Source organism: Halobacillus sp. ACCC02827, from assembly GCF_030291935.1.
Classification (GTDB): Bacteria; Bacillota; Bacilli; order Bacillales; family Halobacillaceae; genus Halobacillus.
Map to the genome: position 1 here is coordinate 3,551,774 of NZ_CP128168.1, position 23,390 is coordinate 3,575,163.

Sequence of the window (23,390 nt, forward strand, 5' to 3'; positions counted from 1 at the left end):
TGACTTATGGCACTTGATGCACAAATCAAAGCACAACTAGACCAGTACCTCCAGATGATGGAAGGGGACGTCGTGCTGAAGATCAGTGCAGGCGAGGATGACACATCGAAAGAGATGCTGGCTCTTACAGAAGAGCTGGTATCCATGTCTCCTCGGATCACTGCAGAAACAGCACAACTGAAGCGCACCCCAAGCTTCAGCGTCAACCGTCCGGGCGAAGAAACAGGCATCACATTCGCCGGCGTACCTTTGGGACACGAATTCACTTCCCTCGTCCTTGCCTTGCTGCAAGTGAGCGGAAGAGCTCCCAAAGCTGACGAAAACGTCCTTGAACAAATCAGAAACATCAATGGAACGTACCATTTCGAAACGTATGTCAGCCTGACATGCCATAATTGTCCAGATGTTGTCCAAGCGCTTAACTTGATGAGTGTCGTCAATCCGAACATCACCCACACGATGATCGATGGTGCCGCTTTTAAAGAAGAAGCAGAAAGCAACAACGTCATGGCTGTACCTTCCGTATATCTGAACGGCGAATTCTTCGGCGGCGGACGCATGAGCCTGGAAGAGATCGTCAGTCAGATCGGAGACGGTCCGGACCCGGATGAGTTCAACAACAAAGATCCGTATGAAGTCCTTGTCGTCGGCGGCGGCCCTGCAGGAGCATCTGCAGCGATTTATACCGCCCGTAAAGGAATCCGTACTGGAATCGTTGCCGAACGCTTCGGTGGACAGGTACAGGATACGATGAGCATCGAGAACTTCATCAGTGTGAAGAAGACCGAAGGCCCGAAACTGGCTGCAAGTCTGGAAGAACACGTGAAGGACTATGAGGTCGACGTCATGAACCTTCAGCAGGCCCGCTCGCTTGAGAAGAACGATCTATTCGAACTTGAGCTTGAGAACGGCGGCGTACTGAAGAGTAAAACCGTCATCATCTCCACAGGTGCCCGCTGGCGTCAGCTCGGCGTACCGGGAGAGGAAGAATTCAAGAACAAAGGTGTCGCTTACTGTCCACACTGTGACGGCCCGTTGTTCGAAGGCAAAGACGTAGCAGTCATCGGCGGCGGAAACTCCGGTGTCGAGGCGGCGATCGACCTTGCCGGTATCGTGAAACACGTCACGGTCCTTGAATTCGGCGCGGAACTGCGTGCAGATGAAGTGCTGCAGGAACGCCTGCACAGCCTTCCGAACGTAACCGTCCTTACAAATGCACAGACGACGGAAATCACCGGCTCTGATAATGTGAATGGTCTCACGTACATCGATCGTGAAACCGAAGAAGAGAAGCATGTCGAGCTTGATGGTGTCTTCGTCCAAATCGGTCTCGTACCGAATACCGAGTGGCTCGGTGACTTCGTCGATCGAACACGCACAGGCGAAATCGTCGTCGATAAACGCGGCGCAACGAACGTACCCGGCCTGTTCGCAGCCGGCGACTGTACCGACAGCCCGTACAACCAAATCATCATTTCCATGGGAGATGGAGCGAATGCAGCCTTGGGTGCGTTCGACCACCTGATCCGTAACTGATGGAATTTAAGCCCTGTCTTTTCGAAGACAGGGCTTTTTTAGTCTGCCGCGAAAATCTAAGGAACAGGTAAAGCCTTCCCCCCTTTGAAATATGAATCAGGCTGCATCAATAAATCAAAGGAAAGGCGTGTATGGTAAAGGGTGGAGGGGAATAGAGCAGACTCCTGTGGGAATGGTGGCATAGGTGAGACCCCGGAAGCGCGCAGCGATGAGGAGCACCCCACGGAAAGCGCTCTATTCCCCGGAGCCCGCTCTCTACCTGAAAATCACTTCCTCTTTTCGAAGTCAGAACTTAACAGGCTGTCGGGAAACTTAAGTGGCTAAAGCAAATATAGTTAACCTACGGAGAGTTTTGACGGTGAGGGAGTTATCTGCTATGATAAGCGCGTTATTCAGCGGACTCTTTCAAGAGCCCAGTTTTCCACTGTCCGCACCGCCGGACGGTTGGCATGGAGGCTTATTCAAACATGAAGGCAGGAAAGATACTTACCCGTATCACCCACCGCCAATGGATCGTCATCACCCTGCTCGCCATCACCTGCATCGCTTCGATGGTATTCGTCAACCATAACGCCGGACTTTACGGCCGCACGATTGCAGAAGTGACCGATACGCAGACGGTCGATACGGAGAATGTTACAGACATCCACGACAATAAAGACACCATTTCTACACAAACCATTTCCGGGGAAATATTGAACGGACCCCATAAGGGTAAAAAAATCGACATGAGCAACGAATACTCTTCTTCGGAAGCATACGACCAAAAGTACGAGGAAGGGAATGAAGTGTTTGTTTCCATCGATGAAAATTCGCTGCAGGAAGATGGACTGACCGGTGCGATCATCGATGCAAAGCGTGACAAATACGTCCTCGCTGCCGCCTGGGTCTTCCTTTTTCTACTGTTGATTGTCGGTAGAAAGCGCGGCGCACTCTCGATCGTCAGCCTCGTCGTCAACGCAGCCTTGATGTACTTCGCGCTCGATCTTTATATCGCCAATTCCGACGGTACCCTGCTCTTTATCTGCAGCGGGCTCGTCATTTTGTTCAGCATCGGTTCACTCCTTTTCTTAAACGGATTCAATCAGAAGACGTATGCTGCCATTCTATCTACGCTGATCGGCATTTCCGTTTCTTTAGCGATCGCCTATTTCGTCATCCAGGCCCTGCAGGGGAACGGCCTCCGCTATGAGGAAATGCAGTATTTGACCCGTCCGTACAGGGAAGTATTCATGGCCGGGCTGTTCATCGGCTCGCTTGGTGCCGTGATGGACGTATCGATCACGATCGCTTCATCACTGTTCGGACTCTATGAGAAGGATGCCGCCATCACAGGAAAGGCATTGCGGAAATCCGGTATGGACATCGGAAAGGACGTCATGGGGACCCTGACGAGCATCTTGTTCTTCGTCTATGCCGCCGGCTCGATCCCGTCGATTCTTCTCTACTTGAAGAATACATCGCCGCTCGGCTTCACGCTGTCCATGAATCTGTCGCTTGAAATCGCCCGGGCGCTTGTCGGCGGCATCGGCATTGTCCTGACGATCCCGATCAGTGTCTACACTACACTGTTCATCATTAACGCAAAGAGGAAGAGATCATGAATGTACTAGTCGCCTTAACCGCCATATTATTCCTATTGATGGTCCTCGTCGGAGGAAAAAAAGGAGTACGATCGTTCGCATCGTTATTCTTCAACTTCGTCATTCTCATCGTCGCGCTGTTTTTCATGCTCGATCCGCACATCAATCCGATCATCGTGACCATCATCGCCTGTGCGGTCATCAGCTACGTCAACCTGATTTACGTGAACGACTGGAATTTGAAGACGGGCACCGCGTTTCTCGCTACGATGGTCACGATCGCCATTTTGCTCGTCGGCATCCATTTGATTACAGATATGTCGATGATCCAAGGGTTCAGTGAAGAAGATTCCGACAGCCTCGCGCCCTACTCGTTATACATCGGGCTCGATTTCGTGAAAATCGCCGCCTCCGTCATCATCATCGGGACGATCGGCGCCATCACGGAAGTGGCGATTTCCATCACGTCATCGATGAGTGAGGTGCAGCACCACCATCCGGAGATCTCAAGGAAGGACTTGTTCGTCTCCGGCATGAACGTCGGCCGCGACATCCTCGGGACGGATACGAACACGCTGTTCTTCGCCTTCTTCGGCGGCTACCTTGCCCTGCTTATCTGGTTCAAGGATTTGGACTATTCGCTGGGCGAAATCGTCAATTCCAAAGTGTTCAGTGAAGAAATGATCGCGATCTTCTGTGCCGGCATCGGCATTGCGCTCATCATCCCGGTCACAGCGGCCATCCATTCCTTTTTCGCGGTGCGGAGGAAAGCGATGGCTGCTGAATAATAGCCCTTAGGAGAGGGCGAGGCGTCCCTATTTACCGGAGCCCGCTCTCCAAACAAAAAAGCGTCCGGCTCGTAAGCCGGACGCTTTTTCTATACTATCTATCTCCAAACTTCCTCTGCAATTTCAAGCACGTGTCGGATCTTCGCCCACTGCTCTTCCTCTGAAATCACATTCCCCTCTTCCGTCGATGCGAACCCGCACTGCGGGCTGAGACAGAGCTGGGACATCGGCACATAGTCGGATGCCTCTAAGATCCGGGCTTTGATCCGGTCCGGGTCTTCCAGTTCGCCGGTCTTCGATGTAATCAGGCCGAGGACGACCGACAGATCCGGGCGGTTGACGTGACGGAGCGGTTCGAAGCCGCCGGAGCGTTCATCATCGAATTCCAGGAACAGGCCGTCGACGTCCAAACCGTCGAAGATCGTCTCCGACAGCGCTTCATAGCTCCCTGTCGTCATGAAGGTCGAACGGAAGTTTCCGCGGCAGATGTGCATCGTGATCAACAGGTCTTCCGGACGCTCTGCAATCGATTCGTTGATCGAACGGGCACACAGGGTAGCGGCACGTTCCGGATCGCGGCCTTCCGCAGCAATCGCTTCTCTGCCTTTTTCCGAGAAAAAGCTCGCCCAGGCGGTATCATCGAGCTGCAGGTAGCGGCACCCTTCTTCGTAAATCCGCTGAATGAATCCTTGGTACGCATCCACCAAATCCGCGAGCAGCGCTTCATCCGTCGGGTAGATCTCCCTGTCGATGTCGGCACGGAACAGCAGCATGTTGGGGCTCGGAATCGTCAGCTTTGCGACGGAATCGCCGGCGATTTCTTTCAGGAAACGGAAGTCCCTGATCGCCGGATGATCCGTGAACCCGACCTTTCCAGTCACTTTGACACCGCGTGCCTTCGTTTCCACCCCGTCGAACTGAAGTCCCTTCTCCTTGTCGTAGCCTTCCACTCCATCGAGTCCTTCAAGGAAATCGAAGTGCCACCAGCTGCGACGGAAATCCCCGTCTGTAACGGCAGGAAGTCCTGCCTCTTTCTGTTTCGCGACAAGCTTCGTTATCTCTTCGTCTTCGATCCGGCGAAGCTCTTCTTGGGAAATCGTCCCCTCCGCTTTCTGCCGGCGCGCTTCCTTCAAACGCTCGGGTCTCAGGAAGCTCCCGACATGATCGCCTTTGAATGGAGCTCGTTTGATGGTTGAATTCGTCATCTCTATCATCCTTCTTCCGTTGAAATTAAAAAAATCCACACTTCTCACCATAAGAAGAGCGGATTACCTGCGTATCTAACCTCTTCTCATCTGCAAGCACGTACGCTTCTGGAATTAGCACAGTACCCGTCAGGAGTCTGCTGCTAAGGCTTCAAAGGGCCAGTCCCTCCACCTTTCTCGATAAGAACGTTTATCTATGAAGTTGTTAGCCCCACTATACAGCAATTCCCAAACGATTGGCAACCTGTTGTCGGAAAATTTTGTCGATAAGTCGGACGTACGACCTGTCTCTATTTTATTGCTAGCTTTTTCCAATTCAGCTACTTTAGACATATGTTCCATGAATCAAACATTTGTCCGGAGGGCTGTCTATGTTACCAAACAAACTGACCGACCGCGAACGTCAGGTGTATGAACAGATTGCAAATAACCCGTATATTTCCCAACACGACCTCTCCCAAATCCTCGCCCTGTCCCGGTCCACCGTCGCCAACGTCATCTCCCAGCTTGTACAGAAAAATATTCTGCTCGGCCGCGCCTATGTCCTGAATCATTCCCGTCCTGTCCTCTGCATCGGTGCCGCCAACGTCGACCGCAAGTATCACTGCCTGGAGCGCTTCGACTATAAGACATCGAATCCGGTGCGATCGACCGCAAGCGCCGGCGGCGTCGCCAGAAACATCGCGGAAAACCTCGGTCGTCTCGGAAACCGGCCGACACTCATCACTGCTGCCGGCAGAGATGCCGACTGGGAGATCATCGCCCGCGCCTCTGCCGAGTATATCATAATGGACGGCGTCCTCCATCTGCCGGACCGGAACACAGGCACGTACACCGCTGTCCTCGACGAGCACGGAGAAATGACGATGGCCTTCGCCGATATGGCTATTTACGACGCTGTTCTTCCGGAGGAGATCCGTCGTCACGAGAAGAAATGGAAGCAGGCCGAATGCGTCATCGCCGATTTGAACTGCCCGCAGGAGACGCTCGCCTTCCTGCTTAAGGAGGCAGCCGCCGACCACACGCCGGTCGCCTTCATCACCGTCTCGATACCGAAAATGAAGCGGCTGCCCGCAGATATCAGCGGCCTGACGTGGCTGATGACGAACGTCGAAGAAAGCGCCGCACACTTCGACATTCCCATTCAAAACGAAGACCAGTGGAAAGGCGCCGTTGAACACTGGCTCGCCTGCGGTGTCCGCTATGTCACGGTGACATGGGGCAAGCGGGGTGTCATGGTCGGGGAAAGCGGTGGCAGCATCCGCCACTATCCCGCCCCTGCCCTCGACACGACCGTAGACGTCACGGGCGCCGGAGATGCATTCTCCGCTGCTGTGCTGCACGCCTGGCTCGACGGCAGTCCACTGTCCGAAGCCGTCCATGCCGGACTGAAGAGCGCCGCCCTCTGCGTCCAGACGACAGCGACCGTCCATCCCGATTTGACGACCCATCTAATAAAAAAACAGGAGGAGTTCCTATGAATCTCAATCCCTATCTCTCCCTATCACAAGAAGTGAACGAAGCTTTGGATAAAGGAAAGCCTGTCGTCGCCCTCGAATCCACCATCATCTCCCACGGTATGCCGTATCCTGAAAACATCGAAACGGCGAAGGAAGTCGAGCAGATCATCCGGGATAACGGAGCCGTCCCGGCGACGATCGCCATCCTTGACGGCCAAATCAAAATCGGGCTGACAGCGGAAGAATTGACAGCGCTCGCCTCAAGGGATGATATCACCAAAGCTTCCCGTAAAGACCTCCCGTATCTGCTTGCGACCGGCCGCTCCGGTGCGACAACGGTAGCCGCAACGATGATTTGTGCCGACCTCGCCGGCATCCACCTGTTCGTGACCGGCGGCATCGGCGGCGTCCACCGCGGGGCCGAAACGACGATGGACATATCGGCAGACCTGGAGGAGCTCGCCAGGACGAACGTCGCAGTCATCTGTGCCGGTGCGAAATCGATCCTCGACCTCGGCCTGACCCTCGAGTATCTGGAAACGAAAGGAGTACCGGTGATGGGGTATCAGACAGACTCCCTTCCTGCCTTCTTCACGCGCACATCCGACTTTGCCGTCCATTTCCGCGTCGATGCCGCAGAGGAAATCGGGCGCATCCTTCATACGAAATGGGAGCTCGGTCTTCAAGGAGGAGCCGTCATCGCCAACCCGATCCCTTCCGGTCACGCCCTTGATGCGTCCTACATGATGGGCGTCATAGAAGCGGCGCTCGTTGAAGCGAAGAAGCAGAGCATCACAGGCAAGGACGTCACACCGTTCCTGCTGGATCACGTCAACCACACCACCGAAGGCAGAAGCCTCGCCGCTAACATCGAACTCATCAAAGCGAATGCCGGACTCGGAGCCGCCGCAGCCGTCGCTTTTTACGAACAAAAGAAAAAAGCCTATCAGCGATAGGCTTGTCCAGGAAGAAGCTTTGTTTCCATCCGCCGGCGGGAAAAGGGGGTACCTTTCCCCTTCTCCGACCCGATCGGCGACTGCTTTTGGAAAACGATATGCTTCTTATTTTTTTCTTCTTTCTATACACCCCTAACTAAAGATCAGTTCCTTTTTTGCCAGACCAAGCGCCTCATCTGTCGTACGGTGGATATCCTGGATCATCCGCGGGTGATCGACGAGCGATACGCCGTAGGATGGAATCATCTTGGCGAGCTTCGGCTTCCATTGATCGATATGGTCAGGGAAGCAGCGGTTCAGCACATCGATCATGACGTGCACGGCTGTCGATGCCCCCGGAGATGCCCCGAGCAAAGCAGCAATTGAACCGTCCGCACTGTTCACGACTTCCGTCCCGAACTGGAGCGTTCCTTTGCCGCCTTCCTTCGTATCCTTGATTACCTGGACACGCTGGCCGGCAACGACGAGGTCCCAATCGGAGCTCTTCGCATTCGGGATGAACTCCCGTAAAGCATCCATCCGCTGCTCCTTCGACAGGAGTACCTGCTGAATCAAATACTTCGTCAGCGCCATTTCCTTCATTCCCGCTGCAAGCATCGTCAAAATGTTGCCCGGTTTGATCGATGTGAACAAATCCATCAACGAACCTGTCTTCAGGAACTTCGGCGAGAACCCTGCGAACGGACCGAACAACAGCGTCTTCTGATCGCCGATATAGCGGGTATCCAAGTGCGGCACCGACATCGGCGGTGCACCTACGGGAGCTTTGCCGTACACCTTCGCTTCATGCTGTTCGACAATCTCCGGATTCTTGCAGACAAGGAACTGCCCCCCGACAGGGAAACCGCCGATTCCTTTGCCTTCCGGGATGCCGGACTTCTGCAGAAGATGGAGACTTCCACCACCCGCACCGAGGAATACGAAATCCGCCTTCCGGGTTTCCAGCTTATCGTTCTTATCATCGTACATCTTCAATTCCCAGCGGCCGTCGTTCGTCCGATATAAATCCTTGACGTGGTGATGATGCTGCACTTCCACCCCTTTGGCCTCCAGATTCTGAAACAGCTTCCTTGTCAAGGAACCGAAGTTGACGTCGGTACCGCTATCCATCTTCGTCGCCGCGACCGGTCCGTGAGTATGGCGGTCGTTCATGATGAGCGGAATCCACTCTTTCAACTGCTCTGGATCTTCCGAATACTCCATCCCTTTGAAAAGAGGATTTTGTGACATCGCATCATAGCGCTTCTTCAGGAAGTCGACATTCTCTCCTCCGAAGACGAGACTCATGTGGGGCAGTGGCCGGATGAACTGTTCCGGGTCCTTCAACTGGCCGGTCTTCACCAAATGAGACCAGAACTGTTTGGACACCTGAAACTGTTCATTGATCGAGACAGCCTTCGTCATATCGATCGAACCATCCGCCTTTTCCTTCGTGTAATTCAACTCACACAAAGCCGCATGGCCAGTCCCTGCATTATTCCATTCATTCGAGCTTTCTTCTCCGGGCGTTCCGAGCTTCTCAAAAACGGTAATGTTCCAATTTGGGGCTAATTCCTTCAAGAGTGAACCGAGGGTCGCACTCATAATGCCAGCACCTATCAAGATCACGTCTGTTTTCGTTTCTCTGCTGCTCATATTAACCATCCTTATATCATGAAATTTGCAGAAAAGATGCCGAGGTCACAAAATCGCACCTCTCCTGTCATTTAATGACCCTGTCTCTATGATACCGCTTTATACACCGAAAAGTCACTATTATCTAACAATTATATACAATTTTTCATATCGGAAAACGGCAGGAAAGGCGTCTGTCCGCACATGACCAAGGAAAAATACGTTCTCCGTTATAGTAAGAAAAGAAAGCATGTCCCGTGCATGTAAAAAACACATGGGACGAAAATTGGAATCGTGCTACCATTTCCCATAGAAAGGACGTTATGTATCTTTCTGAAACCATGACAAAATAGGTTCCGGATCTCCTCACATTTTTACTTTTGTATCAGAAGAAAGGATGCTCGCCGTGAAGGGCGGAGGGAAATGGGCAGACTCCGACGGGATTAGCGGAACAGGTGAGACCCCGGAAGAGCGAAGCGATGAGGAGGCTCACCGGCCGCCCCGTGGAAAGCGTCCCATTTCCCGGAGCCCGTCCCTCTTACCTGAAAATAATTTTTTCAAAAAGCAGAAGAGAGGCGTAGATTACGCCTCTCCGGATTCCTTCTCCTTAAGCAGCTGCCGTCTCTTCCTGGCAACGGTCGAAGCGACGACGGCATAGCCCATCAAGAAGATGGCAAGCAGACTGTACGCCGCTCCTTCAAAACCTCGGATCATGACGAAGCCGACAAAAAACAGGATGGTGGCAGCCAGGGCCGCCAGCATCGTCGGCAGCATCTTCACCAGCAGCGGCAGATTCTTCTGCGCCAGCCAGTACGAGAGTATCACGACCAGCACCCCGGGAATCGTCGCAACGAGAAATGGTCCCCCAATCATCATCCTTTCCGCCTCCTATCCGATTAGATTAAGCTAATACTATCCAATATTAACCCGTTCAGCAAGGGGCATTCTCCCAATCTACAAGAAACGAAAAAAAACGCCGGAGTCTCCGACGTTTTTCGTCATTTTTCATAGTAGTAACAGGGACAGACCAGGGGCAAGGATCGATACTATGACGGCGCTCAGCACCATGGCGATCGTACTGATCGAGCCTTCCAGCGTATCGCGCTCCATCGCCGTCGCTGTTCCGATGGCGTGGGAGGCACTTCCCATCCCGACGCCGCGCCCGATCCGGTGCGTCAGGTTCGTATAGCGCATGACGAACGGATGGATCAGCACACCGCCGATGCCGGCGATCATGACGAAGACAGCGGCGAGCGGCATCGCACCGCCCGTCGATTCGGCAATGGACATCGCAACAGGCGTCGTCACGGATTTCGGGACGATCGAATGGATGATCAGGCTGCTGAATCCTGCCCACTTACTGAGGAGCAGACCTGACGTGATGCCGACGATGGCGCCGATGAACGTTCCTGTGACGATCGGGACGAGCATGCGCTTCAGAATCTCCCTGTATTGATACAACGGATACGCAAGCGCTACGACGGCCGGCCCAAGCAGGTGATCGATCCACTTCCCGCCTGTCATATACGTTTCATACGGAAGGTGGAAGACGAGGAGGAACGCGATGATGATCACCGTCGAGACGATGATCGGCGCCGTGTACATCCGGTTGTGCTTCCGGTAAACGAAGGTCGCCGCCTTATAGGCAGCCACCGTGAGGACGACCATGAAGATTCCGATACCTATCTCCTTCATGCTTCCTCCCTCCTTCTGACCATCCGCTGGGTGACGACTCCGGAGAGCCCCATCACAAGCGCGGTGCTGAGAAGGCCGATCACGATCAGAAGCAGCCCTTTTCCTTTAAAGACGTAAGCGTAACTGATGATACCGACGGTCGCAGGGATGAAGAAGAACGGGAGGTTCGCGATCATGAAGCCCGTCCCTTTCCGGAACCACTTCTCCGGTACCGCCTTCAGCATCAATAATACGAATAACAGAAGCAGGCCGATGACGCTGCCGGGAATGAACAGGTGGAGCGCCGACTGGATCCACGTCCCGATCAGATAAATAAGATAGAGTCCGGCTATTTGTAAGAGAATCTTTGCTGCTTTTGACACAATGAATCCTTCTTTCCTTAATGAACTTCCAACCCCTAGTATAGTACGCTTCCCGCCTCAGGTCACCGTTTTTGCAGGTAGAAAAATGCCCCTGATGTTACGTAAGCGTCTTCTTTTGCCTGCCCATGCGCTTGAACTCATACATCTTCCGGTCGGCTGCCGTGTACAGTTCCTCTGTCGACATGCCCGGCTCATACGCTTGGTAACCGTAGCTGAAACGAGTCTGGCGGAGAAGCGCCTCCTCCTGCCGCTTCAACTTCCGCTCGACTTCCGTGACCGCAGGCACGACGTTCCGGATCTCCTTCTCGACGACGACGATGAATTCATCCCCGCCGAGGCGGGCGCAGAGCCCTTTGTGCTGGAAGACCTTCTTCAACACACGGGCAAAGCCGACGAGAACCTGATCGCCTTCTCGGTGGCCGTATTTATCGTTGACTTCCTTGAAATGGTTGAGATCGATCAACAGTACACCGAAGGGACGACGGATCTCGATCAGGTGATTGACATAGACTTCATAACTCTGCCGGTTATAGAGCTTCGTCAGGAAATCCTCCTCCGTCGTCGCCGATTCAAGAAACGTATAGGAAACGAGAATCCCGATTACGATTGCCGTCCATGAGAAATAGATCCGCGATTCGAACAGCTGGACGACCATTCCGACGATCGGCAGCGCAAAGAAAAGGAGGAAGAGACCGGTGACATACGAGGGCAGCCGCTTCCGATTCTTAATAACGAATGCGAACATATAGACATATTGACTGCCGAGGACGACGTAATGGACGTCTTTGAACGCGGCGCTGCTGTATTTATTGATGCCCGGTTCGACGTCGAAGTAGATAGGATGATAGATATTGATGAGAAGGACAGCAAGCGTCACGATGCTGAGCTGCTGGTAGTACATGCGTTTCTGCACACGGGAAGGATCTTTGAAAAGGTGGTAATCGACATACGACAGCATCAGACCGCCGAGGACCGGTCCGATCAGGAACAGGAGGAAGTTGGTCGAATACTCGAGTACGAATGCCCCGGGGAACAGCTTCTTGTCGAAAATCCACGTCATCGGTTCGAGAACGATCGCACAGGCGGTCGCTGCCATGATCGTCTTCAGCACCTTCTTCCCGAAGCTCTCCACCTTGGACTTCGCCCACATGATCATATACAGGACAGCCAGAATGACAAGGGCAAATAGATTGATTTGAAACTGCACGATGATCTCCATACACCGCTCCCCTATACCGATAGATTTTCTTCTTACTTTCTACCTTTCTCCTATACTCTCCTGCATCCCGAACAGCAAAACGTCCTTTTTCAGTAAAAAAACAACAAAAAACGCCCTCATCCGAGGACGTTTTTCACCATCATTTTCTTTCAAGGAATGCACGCATATAACCATTGACCTCTGCCGGCTTCTCGTGGTGCGGCGCATGGCCGACCCCCGGCATACGGTGGATCGTGATATCCGGAACATACGCTTCAATCCCATCCAGGTTACTGTTCTCAAAAGCGATATCGTCATCGCCCCAGATCAGGAGTGTCGGCGCTTCGAACGTGTCATACGGCAGGCGGAGCGGCTTCTTCAGATGCTCCTCGAACGGGAAGAAGGAAATCGCCCGGTAATAGTTCAGCATCGCGTTCATCGCTCCCGGCTGTGTCCAGGCATCGACGTATTTCTGCGCCTCCTCCTCGGTAAGGTAGCCTTTCTCGAGACCCGGATAGGTCACAATCTTCTTCACCCGCTCCGCATCATTCTGAAGCAGGAGCTCATGCGCATCCGGACGCTGGAAGAATCCCATATAGCTGCTCGCCTCCCGCTGGGCCGGATTCTCCGCAAGCTCCCGACGGAACGTGTGCGGATGCGGCGCATCGAACATGATCAGTTTCTTCACATAAGAAGGGTCCGTATAGGCAAGCGACCAGGCAATCGCACCGCCCCAGTCATGCGCGACGAGGATACATTCCTTCTCTCCGAACGCTTCGATCACTTTCTTCACATCATCAACGAGAATCTTCATCTTATAAGCCTCGACATCCTCCGGCTTATCGGAGAGGTTGTAGCCGCGCATATCGACCGCGACGACCTTATAATCCTCCGCGAAGGCTTCCATCTGATGGTTCCAGTTGTACCAGAAGTACGGGAATCCGTGAAGGAACAGCATCAGCTCTCCTTCTCCTTTGGTAACGTAATGAAGATGGACATCATTCACTTTTACATAGTCTTCTTTCCACATCTGCCTCATCCTTTCTGCTAAAACTTTCCACATCGAGACACTTTACTCCTCCCCCGGAATGGAATCAATGAAACAGACCTCTCTACTGAAAAAACAGGAAAGGAAGACTAACAATCAGGGAATCACGGAAACGATCTGAGCGGAAGGTCACAGAAGAGGCGGTCAGACTGTCGGAGTCGGCGTGTTCTTTTTTTGAAGTAAAAACGTTCCTTGCTCCGGTAAAGCCTCCAGACTCCCCTCTCCCCGTTCTTCAAATCTACCGAACTCTTTGCGGAAATACATTGGAATGTCTCCAACCGGGCCGTTCCGGTGCTTGCCGATATGGAGATGGATTTTATCCTTGTGTGCTTCATCCTGCGGGTCCTGGGATTGGTAGAGGAAAGTGATCATATCGGCATCCTGTTCGATATTGCCGGATTCGCGCAGGTCAGACAGAAGCGGAGGCTTCTCGCGGCGCTGGTCGACCTGGCGGGAAAGCTGGGATAGGAGGATGATCGGAATGTTATATTTCACCGCCATTTTCTTAAGGGAGCGGGTGATGTGGCCGATTTCGAGGTCGCGGCGTTCATGGCGGTCATTCGTGGACATCAGTTGGAGATAGTCGATGATGATCATCGGACGCGGAGGTTTATGTCTGCGAAGGTAAGCTCTCGTATGAGCGTGGATATCCTCGTAGGTAGAAGCATGGGTATGGATGTCGAGTTCCCATTCGGAAATCCGCCCGACCGATTCCACGACGCCTTCATAATCGCTGTCGCTGAACATCCTCGACCGCCATTTCCTGCCGTTCACCGACGCATCCGCCGAAATCATCCGCTGCAGCAGCGGCTTGACGGCCATCTCCAGGCTGAAAATCTGGACACTGCCTCCGCCCTCACAATGATTGGCCGCAAGATGAAGCGCATAGGCCGTCTTCCCCATCGACGGACGGGCCGCCAATATCACCAAATCGCCGGGCTGAATGCCGCCGGTTTTAATATCGAGCAGCTCATTACCTGTTCCATAACCGGTCTTCCCCTTCTCCGCTTCATCCATCTCACGGACGATTTCAAGCAGCGTTTCTTCGATCTGCTTGTCGGTGCAGTCCAGACTCAACTTGCGGTATTTCTCCGAGAACTGATAGAGTTCTTCGATCCCGTCATCTGTCGGGTCGTTCATATAGCGGGTACAGGCCTCTCCCAACGCCCTGTGACGATAGGCATCGAGGACGAGCCGCTGATCGTGCCGGAACGTGGTGGTCGTCGCGATCGATCCAGCCAGTTCTGCCAAATACCCGACGCCTCCCACTTTGCCGATTTCTCCCTTCAGCTCTGTCGTGACCGTGAGGATGGTGACCGGCTCGTTCCGCTCATGGATATTCTTCATCTCCTCATAAATCCGCCTGTGCCCGGGATTCGAGAAGTGGACCGGAAACAACAGCGCATCCTCCATCAATCCCCCATCCAACAAAATCGATCCGATCACTACTTGTTCTGCCGCTTCATTTATAAACATCCTGCGTCACCTTCCTCATCAGATTTTTCATCGCTTCTTCGAACTTCCGCTTCGTTTCCATGGATACTGCCGCCGCTTCCTGTGCCCATTTCCTTTCTTCTTCCAGCTGATCCTCCACTTCTTCCGGATACGACGCAATGTCCACGAGCCGCGGTGGAAAAGGATTCTCCCACACATACGCCGTGAGACGCTTCATTACCGGTACATACTCCATCTTCTCGATTTCCGGGACAAGCATGGCGATCGTGTTCTCAGTAAGCTGGAATTTATCCGGATAGAAATCCTTGATCGTCTTCAGCACCTTCACCGCTTCTTCATACGTCATTGCTCCCGCTCCCTTCGGAATGCTTCGAACAGGTCTTCCCCGCCGCCTGCCTTCTCCTTCATCGATTCGATGCGGTCCACATCAGCGACCGTCTTCACCCCGTCTGCCGCCCACCGTTTCAGGATCGCTTCACAATACCGGAAGAAATGCTTGTTCTGCTCCACGGAACGTTTGACGGCCTCGATCACAAGCCTGTCCGAAAGCTCCTCACACCAGTAGGTGATCCGTTCGATGATCAACGGATTCAATGGGCCGATATGCTGCTCGTAGAACGTATGAGGATCGATCAAAGGAGCGTCCGCCTCCTCCTGCTTGTTTTGTTTCTTTTCCTTTTGTTTATATAAAGGGGCTGTCCCACGGGCCGTCCCATGGTCCGGCTCAAGGGCCGTTCCTCCGGCCGAACCGGCGGTCTGTTCCGGACCCAGCTGCGAGATCATCTCATACACCGGAGCACGGTTTCTCGCAACGAAGGTGTGCTTGATATACCCCTTCTCCTTCAGCTCCTTCCGCGCCCGTTTGAAGGACGTTTCCGACAGGCGTGCCTTCGTCATGAGCACCATCGACGGCAGCGCGAACTCCTTCTTCCACCCTGCTTTGTTGTTGAAATGCATGAGCGACACCCAGAGGATCGCTGCTCCTGCGCTCATCTCTTCCATCTCCAATCGGTCCAGGAACACGTTCAACTCTTTCAAATAATTCATCCTTCCAACTCCTTTCATTTTCTGGAGGACTATAAAAAGCCTCTCAATCTATAATCGAAAGAACCTCGCATTTTGGTGTCACGTTTTTGCAAAAAAATATTTTTTTCTGAAGAAATTCGAAAAACGATTCTGTTTACAAACCTAAAAAGTGGGAATATAATAGTCGTGTGTTAAGTTTTTACCTCAGGCAACTTTTTATGATAAAGGCAAAATATACAGAAACAGGTGAAGAAACATGAGTAGTACCAGCACAACCACATCCGCAGCGGAAGCGGTGCTGCGCGGGGATGTAAAGGGGCTGAAGCGTCTCCTTCCGTTCCTCGGACCTGCGTTCATCGCAGCCGTGGCCTACATCGACCCCGGGAACTTCGCAACGAACATCGCCGCAGGCTCCACCTACGGCTACCAATTGTTATGGGTGATCGCCTTCTCGAATTTGATGGCGGTCCTGATCCAGTCCATGTCCGCGAAGCTCGGCATCGCGACCGGTCGTAATCTCCCTGAAGTGGCACGCGACCGCTTCTCGAAAAAGACGTCGATCTTCCTCTGGATCCAGAGCGAGCTCGTCATCATCGCGACTGATCTTGCCGAATTCATCGGAGCGGCACTCGGCCTGCACCTGATCTTCGGCATCGGCATGGTTCCATCTGCCGTCATCACGGCACTTGCGAGCTTCGCCGTCCTTGAAATGCAGCGGAGGGGGTACCGCGCCTTCGAAACGACGATATCCGCCATGGTGCTGATGGTCGTTCTGGCCTTTGCGCTCCAGACATTCTTCGCGCACCCTGACTGGACCGAAGTCGGCCACGGCATCGCCGTCCCGAGTTTCGAAGGCACAGACAGCATCATCCTCGCCGCCGGCATCCTCGGCGCGACCGTGATGCCGCATGCCATCTACCTGCATTCAGCACTCACGAACAAGCGCGTCGTCGGCAGGACCGAGAAGGAGAAGAAGCAGATCTTCCGCTTCGAATTCATCGATATCGTCCTTGCGATGATCATCGCCGGTGCCATCAACATGAGCATGCTCGTCATCGCAGCCGCCCTGTTCTTCGACCGCGACATGCGCATCGACGACTTGACCGTCATGTTCAACGAACTAGGCTCGACGCTCGGACCTTTCACAGCGATCCTGTTCGGCTTCGGCCTCCTGATCGCAGGACTCTCGAGCTCATCGGTCGGCACAATGTCCGGCGACGTCGTCATGCAGGGCTTTATAAGAAAAAGCATCAACCTGTACCTCAGGCGTGCCATCACGATGATCCCGCCGCTTGCGATCATCCTCTCAGGCGTCAACGCGACGAAAGCACTTGTCACAAGCCAGGTCGTGCTGTCCTTCGGCATCGCCTTCGCGCTCGTACCCTTGATTATGTTCACAAGCAACAGGGAGATCATGGGCGGATTGAAGAACCACCGCATGACGACGGCGGCCGCCTGGGTGATCTCTTTCATCGTCATCCTGCTGAACGCCTATTTGATCGTCGATACATTCCTGTAAAAAAGCACAAAAAGAGCCGAACCTCGTCCTGAGGTTCGACTCTTTTTTTCGTCTATGAAATTATCCTGCTGCCCGTTCGGTCTGATGCTCCGGGAACCTTCCCTGCAGCTTGCGGTCGAGCACGAAGTTTCCGAACGGAATCACGGAAGCGGCGAGGGCGCCGATCATCCATTTCTTGGACCAACGGACTTGATACGTGACATAACCGACGACGAGGACATACAACACGAACAGCGCCCCGTGGATCATCCCGTTATACGTCACGAACTCCGGAATGTCCCATATATACTTCAACGGCATCGAGATGAACAAAAGAAACAGAAACGACAAACCTTCCAGGAATCCCGTCACTCTCAATTTTCCAATCGTTGTATTCAGCATGTGCAATCTCCTTTAATCAAGGTGTTAATAGAATCTACCTCCATCTTAATCGCTCGGATAGACGGGCGCAATCCATACGGGAGGGGGGATTCCTTACATTATGCCTCCATTGCGTCCTTCCCCTCCCTTCCAAACGTTGATAGGACAGGCTTCACGGGGACGGAACTCCATGAATCGAGGGTTTGTGACAATTCGTTGAAACCTGCTTTTCTGCACAAAAACAGACACGGGAGCGCCTCCCATGTCCTGTCACCTAAAGCCCCTGTGGAAAGCGGAACACGTTGTACGGATCATACCGTTCATTCACCATGTCCAGCCGCTTCGCATTGGCTCCGAAATATTCCCGTTCATAATCCTTCAACCCGCTGATTGGAAAATTCACATACGACCCGTCCGTGATCCGCTTGATATACTCGAAGCGCTCGCGGACCCATGCCTTGTTCTTCTCAGCGAACATATCCTCTGTCCATACGGATTGAATCCCGATGATATAGCGCGCATCCCGGTAGTAAAATGCCGTATCACGCTTATCGATCTTCGAGATCTGTCCGCCCATCGCATAGAACGAGACCGCTGCATACACCGATCCTTCCGCCGGATTCTGGACGAGCCCGGCTATCGTCTCGAGCTCCTTATCCGTAAATCGCCGATCGACGAACCGCCCCGTCGATTTGAATTTCTCCGACGGCGGATACGTCTCCTCCACCTTCTGCACCGCCTCAAGGAACGACGACTCCTCCAGCTCCACCCGGAACCCTTCCACTACCGCAAACGGCGCCAGCAGCAGCCGTGCTTCTTCCGGCGGACCGTAGAAGAACCCTTGAGCGAAGATGCCGAGCCCTTCTTCCGCCGCATGATAGAAGCTCGCCACCAGCGTCATCCGCTTGTCGAGACATGGCAGCCACTCCTGCCAAATGTCCATCACCACCGCCTGCTTCTCCACCGTCGTGCCGACATAGTAGAAACGGACAAGCGTCACGTGACTGTTCACCGGCTTAGGCAGCTGGAACGTCATCTCGACGACGACACCGAAATTCCCGCCCCCGGCGCCCCGGCACGCCCAGAACAAATCTGCATGGCGGTGCTTGTTCGCTTTCACGAGCTCCCCTTTGAAATTGACGAGCTCCATCTCCACCAGACTGTCGCAGCCAAGACCGAGCAGCCGGCTGGAAAATCCCCAGCCGCCCCCGAGCGTGAACCCGGCGACACCGACCGTCGGACACGTCCCCCCGGGAAAAACGTAGCCCTTCGAACCGACGAAATCGTACACTTCGGTATTCTTCGCCCCAGCCCCCATATAAAGGAGGTGGTGATGCTCATCCAACCGCAGCGCATTCAACCGGCTGATATCGATCACCAGCACGAAATCCCCCGTCGAATACCCCTCATAATGATGCCCGCCCGACCGGATCCGGATGCTCACCCGGTGCCTGCGCGCCCAGCGGATCGCATTCTTCACATCCTCTTTCCGCTCACAGTACACGATCACGAGCGGAAACTTATCGATCGCCAGGTTCCACTCCTGACGCGCCTCTTCATATTCCGGGTCCTTCGGAGTGACCACCTCTCCTGTCAGACCTTTCAAAAACGGTATTTCCGACCCCACTTCTTCCACCTCTATCATGATAATCGTTACCTATTATTCTATTCTTGCGTGGGAGAAAGGTGAGGGCAAAGGTGCTGGATGGAAAAGTAGTTGAATAGAGAGAAGAACGTAAGCACTCCATTAAGTAACCTGCTTTGACTTACTTAAAAAAGAGGATTCCCGTCAACTCGGAAGCCAAATATCCTCATACCCATTCTGAATCGAATACTCATATAAATGGACCATCTTCTCTTCTTTATAGTGCAGCAAATCCCTGTCATGAACGACAAGCTCCGGATAGGTAAGCAGCGATTCATTCCGTTCTACCACATCATCCAAGTAATCCCGCACAGGAATCTTATCGTTTTTCGACGTGTTGCACCTTCTGCATGTTAACACGAGGTTCCACAGATGATCCGACTGCACAAATGACCACGGAATGAAGTGATCGACATGTGTCTGCACATCCCCTTTAGCTAAGCTGCGTCCACAGTAAAAACAGCTCTGCTCAAAATACTGCAAGAGGACATTTTCAAACGGCTTTAATGTCGAACGCTTGGCTATGCTCTCCACCTTATCCAGCAGATAATGGACGTTCGGCACTTCATTGAGCTGTTCGATCATCTTCGCCATATGGTAGTTGATCAAATCCACCATCAATCGCTGGTATTTCCGCATGAACGTCAGGACCGCCTTATGGAACTGGAACTGCTCCGTCTTATGATCGAACGCATAGAATGCCCCATGGGTATCACCGTACAGGGCTCCGAAGACGTTTGTCTTCATCACAGACTTCACCTGTCTTACAGCCCTCAACTGTAAAGTAGGATCCAGTTTATCAAACGTTACATCTCTCGGGATATTCCCCTGTGATTGTATGTCCAACAATCGATTGACGACCGCAGACCCCCGCGTCCCCTGCTCCAGCTGATGATGAATCACGAGATTCCAATAGATTTTCGTAAAAGAATAGGCCAGCTGATCATAGGTGACCTGACCTTGCTCATCGACTTGGTAAAGGTTTTCGATCATCGCTTTTAACAGTCCGAATTTATAGGTGGCAGACTTCTTCGATCGTGCTGTCAGGACGATGGTGAACGTCCGCCATATTTGTTCTTCGGTGAGATAGAGGGCTTTCAATTCTCCGACCTTCAGCTTATGGCTCATCTGTCCTCTCCCTCCACAAATTCATTATTCAACTCCCCTTAACAGTAAGGGAAAATATAGAATAATACCAAAAAAGTGCAGCCGGCAGCTGCACTTTTGATAGAAAGCTATTTCATTCAGAAACCGCCAACCGCACGACAAGCTCCAATCCCGTTTCCAACACATCCTCATCCAAATCGAACTTCGGATGGTGGTGAGGATACCGGCTCTTCTCCCCCTGCATGCCCACGTTGATGAACACTCCTTCTTTCTCCTTCAAGTAATAAGAGAAATCTTCCGCTCCCATCACCGGTTCCAGCTCCATGAAGGCGTCCGCACCGAAGCTCGTTTCGATGAGGGCTTTCGCTTTCTTGCAGGATTCCGGATGGTTATAGAGCGGCGGGGTGCCTTCGATGAATTGGTAGTGGCCTTTGGCACCGAAGCTGTCGCTGATTTTTTCCGTGAGGGTTACGGCTTTCTGGTGCATCATGTCAGCGCCTTCGAACGTGAGGGCGCGGATCGTCCCCTTCAAATGGACTTTATCCGGCACGATGTTGTAGGAGTGGCCCGCTTCCATCTTGCCGAAAGAGATGACGCCCGGGTGCATCGGGTTCAGGTTACGGCTGATGATCGACTGGAAGCTTTGGATCAGGTGGGTCGCGATATAGATCGGATCGACCGTTTCGTGCGGGTTGCCGCCGTGGCCGCCGTTTCCTTCGATCGTGATGTCGAAATCATTGCAGGACGCCATCGCGTAGCCCTCGGCGAAGCCGATTTTTCCTTTCGGGACGTTGGACATGTAATGGATGCCGTAGATGGCATCGACGCCTTCGAGCACCCCGTCTTTCACGAGCTGCTGGGCGCCGCTCGGCGATTCCTCTTCCGAGCTTTGGAAAATCAACACGATGTCGTGCTTGATCTCATCCGGATGCTCCGTCATCCATTTGGCCGCACCGAGCAGCGTCGCCGTATGGCCGTCGTGGCCGCAGGCATGCATGACGCCGGGCACTGTAGAGGTATAGGGATTGTCGCCTTCTTCCTGAATAGGAAGGGCGTCCATATCGGCACGGAGGGCGATCGTTTTCTTCCCTTCCGTCCCTTTGAAAAGGGCGACGACGTTCGGTTCCGAGAATCCAGGCAGAACCGGGATGCCGAGTTCCTCCAGCTGTTTCTTTACGTAAGCGGACGTCTCGTGCTCCTGACCGGACAGTTCCGGGTGCTTATGGAAGTGTCTCCGCTGGTCGATCGTCCATTGGGTCAGTTGTTTATCTATCGCTATCGTTGTCATCATGTCAGCTACCTCCGTTGGTCATAAAGCTTAGAATGGGCCGAATTGGATGGCCTGGGCGATCAGCAGGAAGACGATGGCCATGCCGATCTGGATAAGGATGAGCGGGTACACCCACTTCACCCACTTCGTATATGGAATGCCCGCCATGGCAAGTCCTGCGACGAGGACGCCCGATGTCGGGAAAATTGAGTTCGAAATACCGTCGCCAAGCTGGAAGGCAAGGACGGCTGTCTGTCTCGTCACACCGACGAGGTCCGCGAGTGGTGCGATGATCGGCATCGTCAGCGCCGCCTGTCCGCTTCCGGACGGGACGAGGAAGTTCAGGAACAGCTGGACGAAGAACATGCCGATCGCGTTCAAGGCAGGCGTCAGTTCTCCTAAGAAGCTCGCTGCATAGAACAGGATCGAATCCATCAATTTCCCGTCCTGGAAGACGACGATGATCGCCTGGGCGAAACCGATGATGAGGGCGCCCGCCATCACCTGTTTGGCACCGTCCATCAGGCTGTCCGCGATTTTATTCGGAGACATTCTCGCAATGATTCCGACGAGGACGCCGAACAAAAGGAAGAGTGCCGCGATCTCTCTAATATACCAGCCGAACTGCAGCACACCGTAGATCAGTACGCCGAAGTTCGCAAGGAAGACGAGAAGGATCCATTTATGATGCGTCTCCATCTTCACTTCCGATGTCGTCTTGAATTTATCTTTCGGAGCATTTCCGAAATAACGGAGCTCCGGATACTTTTTCACTTTTTTCGCATAGCGGTAAATGTAGAAGACGGCGACCAGATAGAAGCTCGCAAGCAGGATGATCCGGAATCCCATGCCGGAATAAAGCGGCAGTTCGGCGATCCCTTGAGCGACGGCGACGTTGAACGGGTTCATCACCGCACTCATGAAGCCGATGTTCGCCCCGACCGCAACCATGGCGTAGCCGACGATCGAGTCGAATCCGAGTGAAATCGCAAGCGGAGCGACGATGGCGATGTAGATGATCGTCTCCTCCGCCATCCCCATCAACGACCCGAGGATCGCGAAGAACAGGGTCAGCACAGGTATCAGCAACAGTTCCTTATCCGCAAGCTTCTTCGTAAGCGTGAAAATCAGCGCATCCAGCGCCCCAGTCGCCTTCAGGATTCCGAAGGCACCGCCGATGATGAGGACGAAGAAGATGATCCCCGCTCCGTTCACCATTCCGGTATGGATGCTTCCGAACACGTCGAAGAATCCGACCGGCGACTGATCCGTGAACTCGAAGGAATCAGGATCGACGACCGTACGTCCGTCCTGTTCGACCCGCTGGTATTCCCCCGCCGGCAGGATATAAGTCAGTACCGCGGAAAGGATGATGACCCCGAAGATGAGTGCAAAGGCGTTGATGTTGATTCCCTTGTTCTCCTTCGGTTGATTCGGTTGTGGTGTCGTTTGCTGATTACTATGTGCCATCTGCCTGATCTCCTTTTCGTGAAGCTGGAAGTAAACGAAAAACAGCAGCGTCCCCGCCGCTGCTGCATCAGTAGGTATGTATCCATCATGCCG

The 23,390-nt window shown here is 53.3% G+C and carries 21 protein-coding genes and 1 riboswitch; of the genes, 6 read left to right on the forward strand and 15 right to left on the reverse strand.

Features of this window, described 5'->3' with window-relative positions; translation table 11 throughout:
• Nucleotides 1-6: 6 nt before the first annotated feature.
• The 3 genes from ahpF (at nt 7) to QRD89_RS18635 (ending at nt 3,907) form a co-directional block, all read left to right on the forward strand.
• Nucleotides 7-1,536 (forward strand): alkyl hydroperoxide reductase subunit F, encoded by a 1,530-nt coding sequence (gene ahpF, locus QRD89_RS18625; RefSeq protein WP_286096013.1) that lies wholly within the window; start codon nt 7-9, stop codon nt 1,534-1,536.
• Nucleotides 1,537-2,003: 467 nt separating this feature from the next.
• A complete protein-coding gene (locus tag QRD89_RS18630) occupies nt 2,004-3,140 on the forward strand; it encodes a YibE/F family protein (RefSeq protein WP_286096014.1) in 1,137 nt (378 codons plus the stop codon).
• The gene (locus tag QRD89_RS18635) at nt 3,137-3,907 is read left to right on the forward strand and encodes a YibE/F family protein (protein WP_286096015.1); all 771 of its coding nucleotides are present in this window, start codon (nt 3,137-3,139) and stop codon (nt 3,905-3,907) included. Before QRD89_RS18630 ends, QRD89_RS18635 begins: the two co-directional genes overlap by 4 nt.
• Nucleotides 3,908-4,005: 98 nt before the next feature.
• Here the strand turns inward: QRD89_RS18635 and QRD89_RS18640 are convergent, their stop codons facing one another.
• Nucleotides 4,006-5,112, reverse strand: a complete 1,107-nt coding sequence (locus tag QRD89_RS18640) for a 5-methyltetrahydropteroyltriglutamate--homocysteine S-methyltransferase (protein WP_286096016.1) — start codon at nt 5,110-5,112, stop codon at nt 4,006-4,008.
• A gap of 83 nt (nt 5,113-5,195) precedes the next feature.
• A riboswitch (SAM riboswitch) is annotated at nt 5,196-5,299 on the reverse strand.
• A gap of 184 nt (nt 5,300-5,483) precedes the next feature.
• Here QRD89_RS18640 and QRD89_RS18645 point away from each other — a divergent pair.
• Both QRD89_RS18645 and QRD89_RS18650 read left to right on the forward strand, forming a co-directional pair.
• The gene (locus tag QRD89_RS18645; RefSeq protein WP_286096017.1) at nt 5,484-6,593 is read left to right on the forward strand and encodes a carbohydrate kinase; all 1,110 of its coding nucleotides are present in this window, start codon (nt 5,484-5,486) and stop codon (nt 6,591-6,593) included.
• Nucleotides 6,590-7,528 (forward strand): pseudouridine-5'-phosphate glycosidase, encoded by a 939-nt coding sequence (locus tag QRD89_RS18650; protein WP_286096018.1) that lies wholly within the window; start codon nt 6,590-6,592, stop codon nt 7,526-7,528. Before QRD89_RS18645 ends, QRD89_RS18650 begins: the two co-directional genes overlap by 4 nt.
• Before the next feature lie 132 nt (nt 7,529-7,660).
• Here the strand turns inward: QRD89_RS18650 and QRD89_RS18655 are convergent, their stop codons facing one another.
• The 9 genes from QRD89_RS18655 to QRD89_RS18695 all read right to left on the reverse strand — a co-directional run bounded on the left by QRD89_RS18655 (nt 7,661) and on the right by QRD89_RS18695 (nt 15,947).
• Nucleotides 7,661-9,163: a malate:quinone oxidoreductase gene (locus QRD89_RS18655; protein ID WP_008634305.1), complete on the reverse strand. Its 1,503-nt coding sequence runs from the start codon at nt 9,161-9,163 to the stop codon at nt 7,661-7,663.
• Between the two features lie 561 nt (nt 9,164-9,724).
• Complete coding sequence (locus QRD89_RS18660; protein WP_008634307.1) at nt 9,725-10,018, reverse strand: YesK family protein; 294 nt, start codon at nt 10,016-10,018, stop codon at nt 9,725-9,727.
• A 129-nt stretch (nt 10,019-10,147) separates the two neighbouring features.
• Nucleotides 10,148-10,837 carry an LrgB family protein gene (locus QRD89_RS18665; RefSeq protein WP_008634309.1) on the reverse strand — a complete coding sequence of 230 codons (690 nt, stop codon included), beginning with the start codon at nt 10,835-10,837 and terminating at the stop codon, nt 10,148-10,150.
• Nucleotides 10,834-11,199 (reverse strand): CidA/LrgA family protein, encoded by a 366-nt coding sequence (locus QRD89_RS18670; protein WP_008634316.1) that lies wholly within the window; start codon nt 11,197-11,199, stop codon nt 10,834-10,836. Before QRD89_RS18670 ends, QRD89_RS18665 begins: the two co-directional genes overlap by 4 nt.
• 97 nt (nt 11,200-11,296) lie before the next feature.
• Entirely contained in the window at nt 11,297-12,418 is a 1,122-nt protein-coding gene (locus tag QRD89_RS18675) for a GGDEF domain-containing protein (RefSeq protein ID WP_286096020.1), read from the reverse strand.
• 139 nt (nt 12,419-12,557) lie between these two features.
• Nucleotides 12,558-13,460 (reverse strand): alpha/beta fold hydrolase, encoded by a 903-nt coding sequence (locus tag QRD89_RS18680; protein WP_008634319.1) that lies wholly within the window; start codon nt 13,458-13,460, stop codon nt 12,558-12,560.
• A gap of 129 nt (nt 13,461-13,589) precedes the next feature.
• A complete protein-coding gene (locus QRD89_RS18685) occupies nt 13,590-14,921 on the reverse strand; it encodes a replicative DNA helicase (protein WP_286096021.1) in 1,332 nt (443 codons plus the stop codon).
• Nucleotides 14,908-15,246 carry a replicative helicase loader/inhibitor gene (locus QRD89_RS18690; RefSeq protein ID WP_008634321.1) on the reverse strand — a complete coding sequence of 113 codons (339 nt, stop codon included), beginning with the start codon at nt 15,244-15,246 and terminating at the stop codon, nt 14,908-14,910. The genes QRD89_RS18685 and QRD89_RS18690 overlap by 14 nt, the downstream gene beginning before the upstream one ends.
• The gene (locus QRD89_RS18695; RefSeq protein WP_286096022.1) at nt 15,243-15,947 is read right to left on the reverse strand and encodes a DnaD domain protein; all 705 of its coding nucleotides are present in this window, start codon (nt 15,945-15,947) and stop codon (nt 15,243-15,245) included. Before QRD89_RS18695 ends, QRD89_RS18690 begins: the two co-directional genes overlap by 4 nt.
• A 235-nt stretch (nt 15,948-16,182) precedes the next feature.
• Here QRD89_RS18695 and QRD89_RS18700 point away from each other — a divergent pair, with 235 nt between their 5' ends.
• Nucleotides 16,183-17,445, forward strand: a complete 1,263-nt coding sequence (locus tag QRD89_RS18700; protein WP_008634323.1) for an Nramp family divalent metal transporter — start codon at nt 16,183-16,185, stop codon at nt 17,443-17,445.
• 60 nt (nt 17,446-17,505) lie between these two features.
• On the opposite strand, the gene QRD89_RS18705 is transcribed toward QRD89_RS18700, so the two are convergent.
• From QRD89_RS18705 to QRD89_RS18725, 5 genes are all read right to left on the reverse strand, one after another.
• Nucleotides 17,506-17,826, reverse strand: coding sequence for a DUF3817 domain-containing protein (locus tag QRD89_RS18705; protein WP_062515100.1), 321 nt, complete (start codon nt 17,824-17,826; stop codon nt 17,506-17,508).
• A 253-nt stretch (nt 17,827-18,079) separates the two neighbouring features.
• Nucleotides 18,080-19,450 (reverse strand): FAD-binding oxidoreductase, encoded by a 1,371-nt coding sequence (locus QRD89_RS18710; RefSeq protein WP_286096023.1) that lies wholly within the window; start codon nt 19,448-19,450, stop codon nt 18,080-18,082.
• Between the two features lie 144 nt (nt 19,451-19,594).
• Nucleotides 19,595-20,578: an HNH endonuclease domain-containing protein gene (locus QRD89_RS18715; protein WP_286096024.1), complete on the reverse strand. Its 984-nt coding sequence runs from the start codon at nt 20,576-20,578 to the stop codon at nt 19,595-19,597.
• A gap of 112 nt (nt 20,579-20,690) precedes the next feature.
• The gene (locus QRD89_RS18720; protein ID WP_286096025.1) at nt 20,691-21,848 is read right to left on the reverse strand and encodes a M20 metallopeptidase family protein; all 1,158 of its coding nucleotides are present in this window, start codon (nt 21,846-21,848) and stop codon (nt 20,691-20,693) included.
• A gap of 27 nt (nt 21,849-21,875) precedes the next feature.
• Nucleotides 21,876-23,297, reverse strand: coding sequence for a YfcC family protein (locus QRD89_RS18725; RefSeq protein ID WP_286096026.1), 1,422 nt, complete (start codon nt 23,295-23,297; stop codon nt 21,876-21,878).
• Nucleotides 23,298-23,390 lie beyond the last annotated feature (93 nt).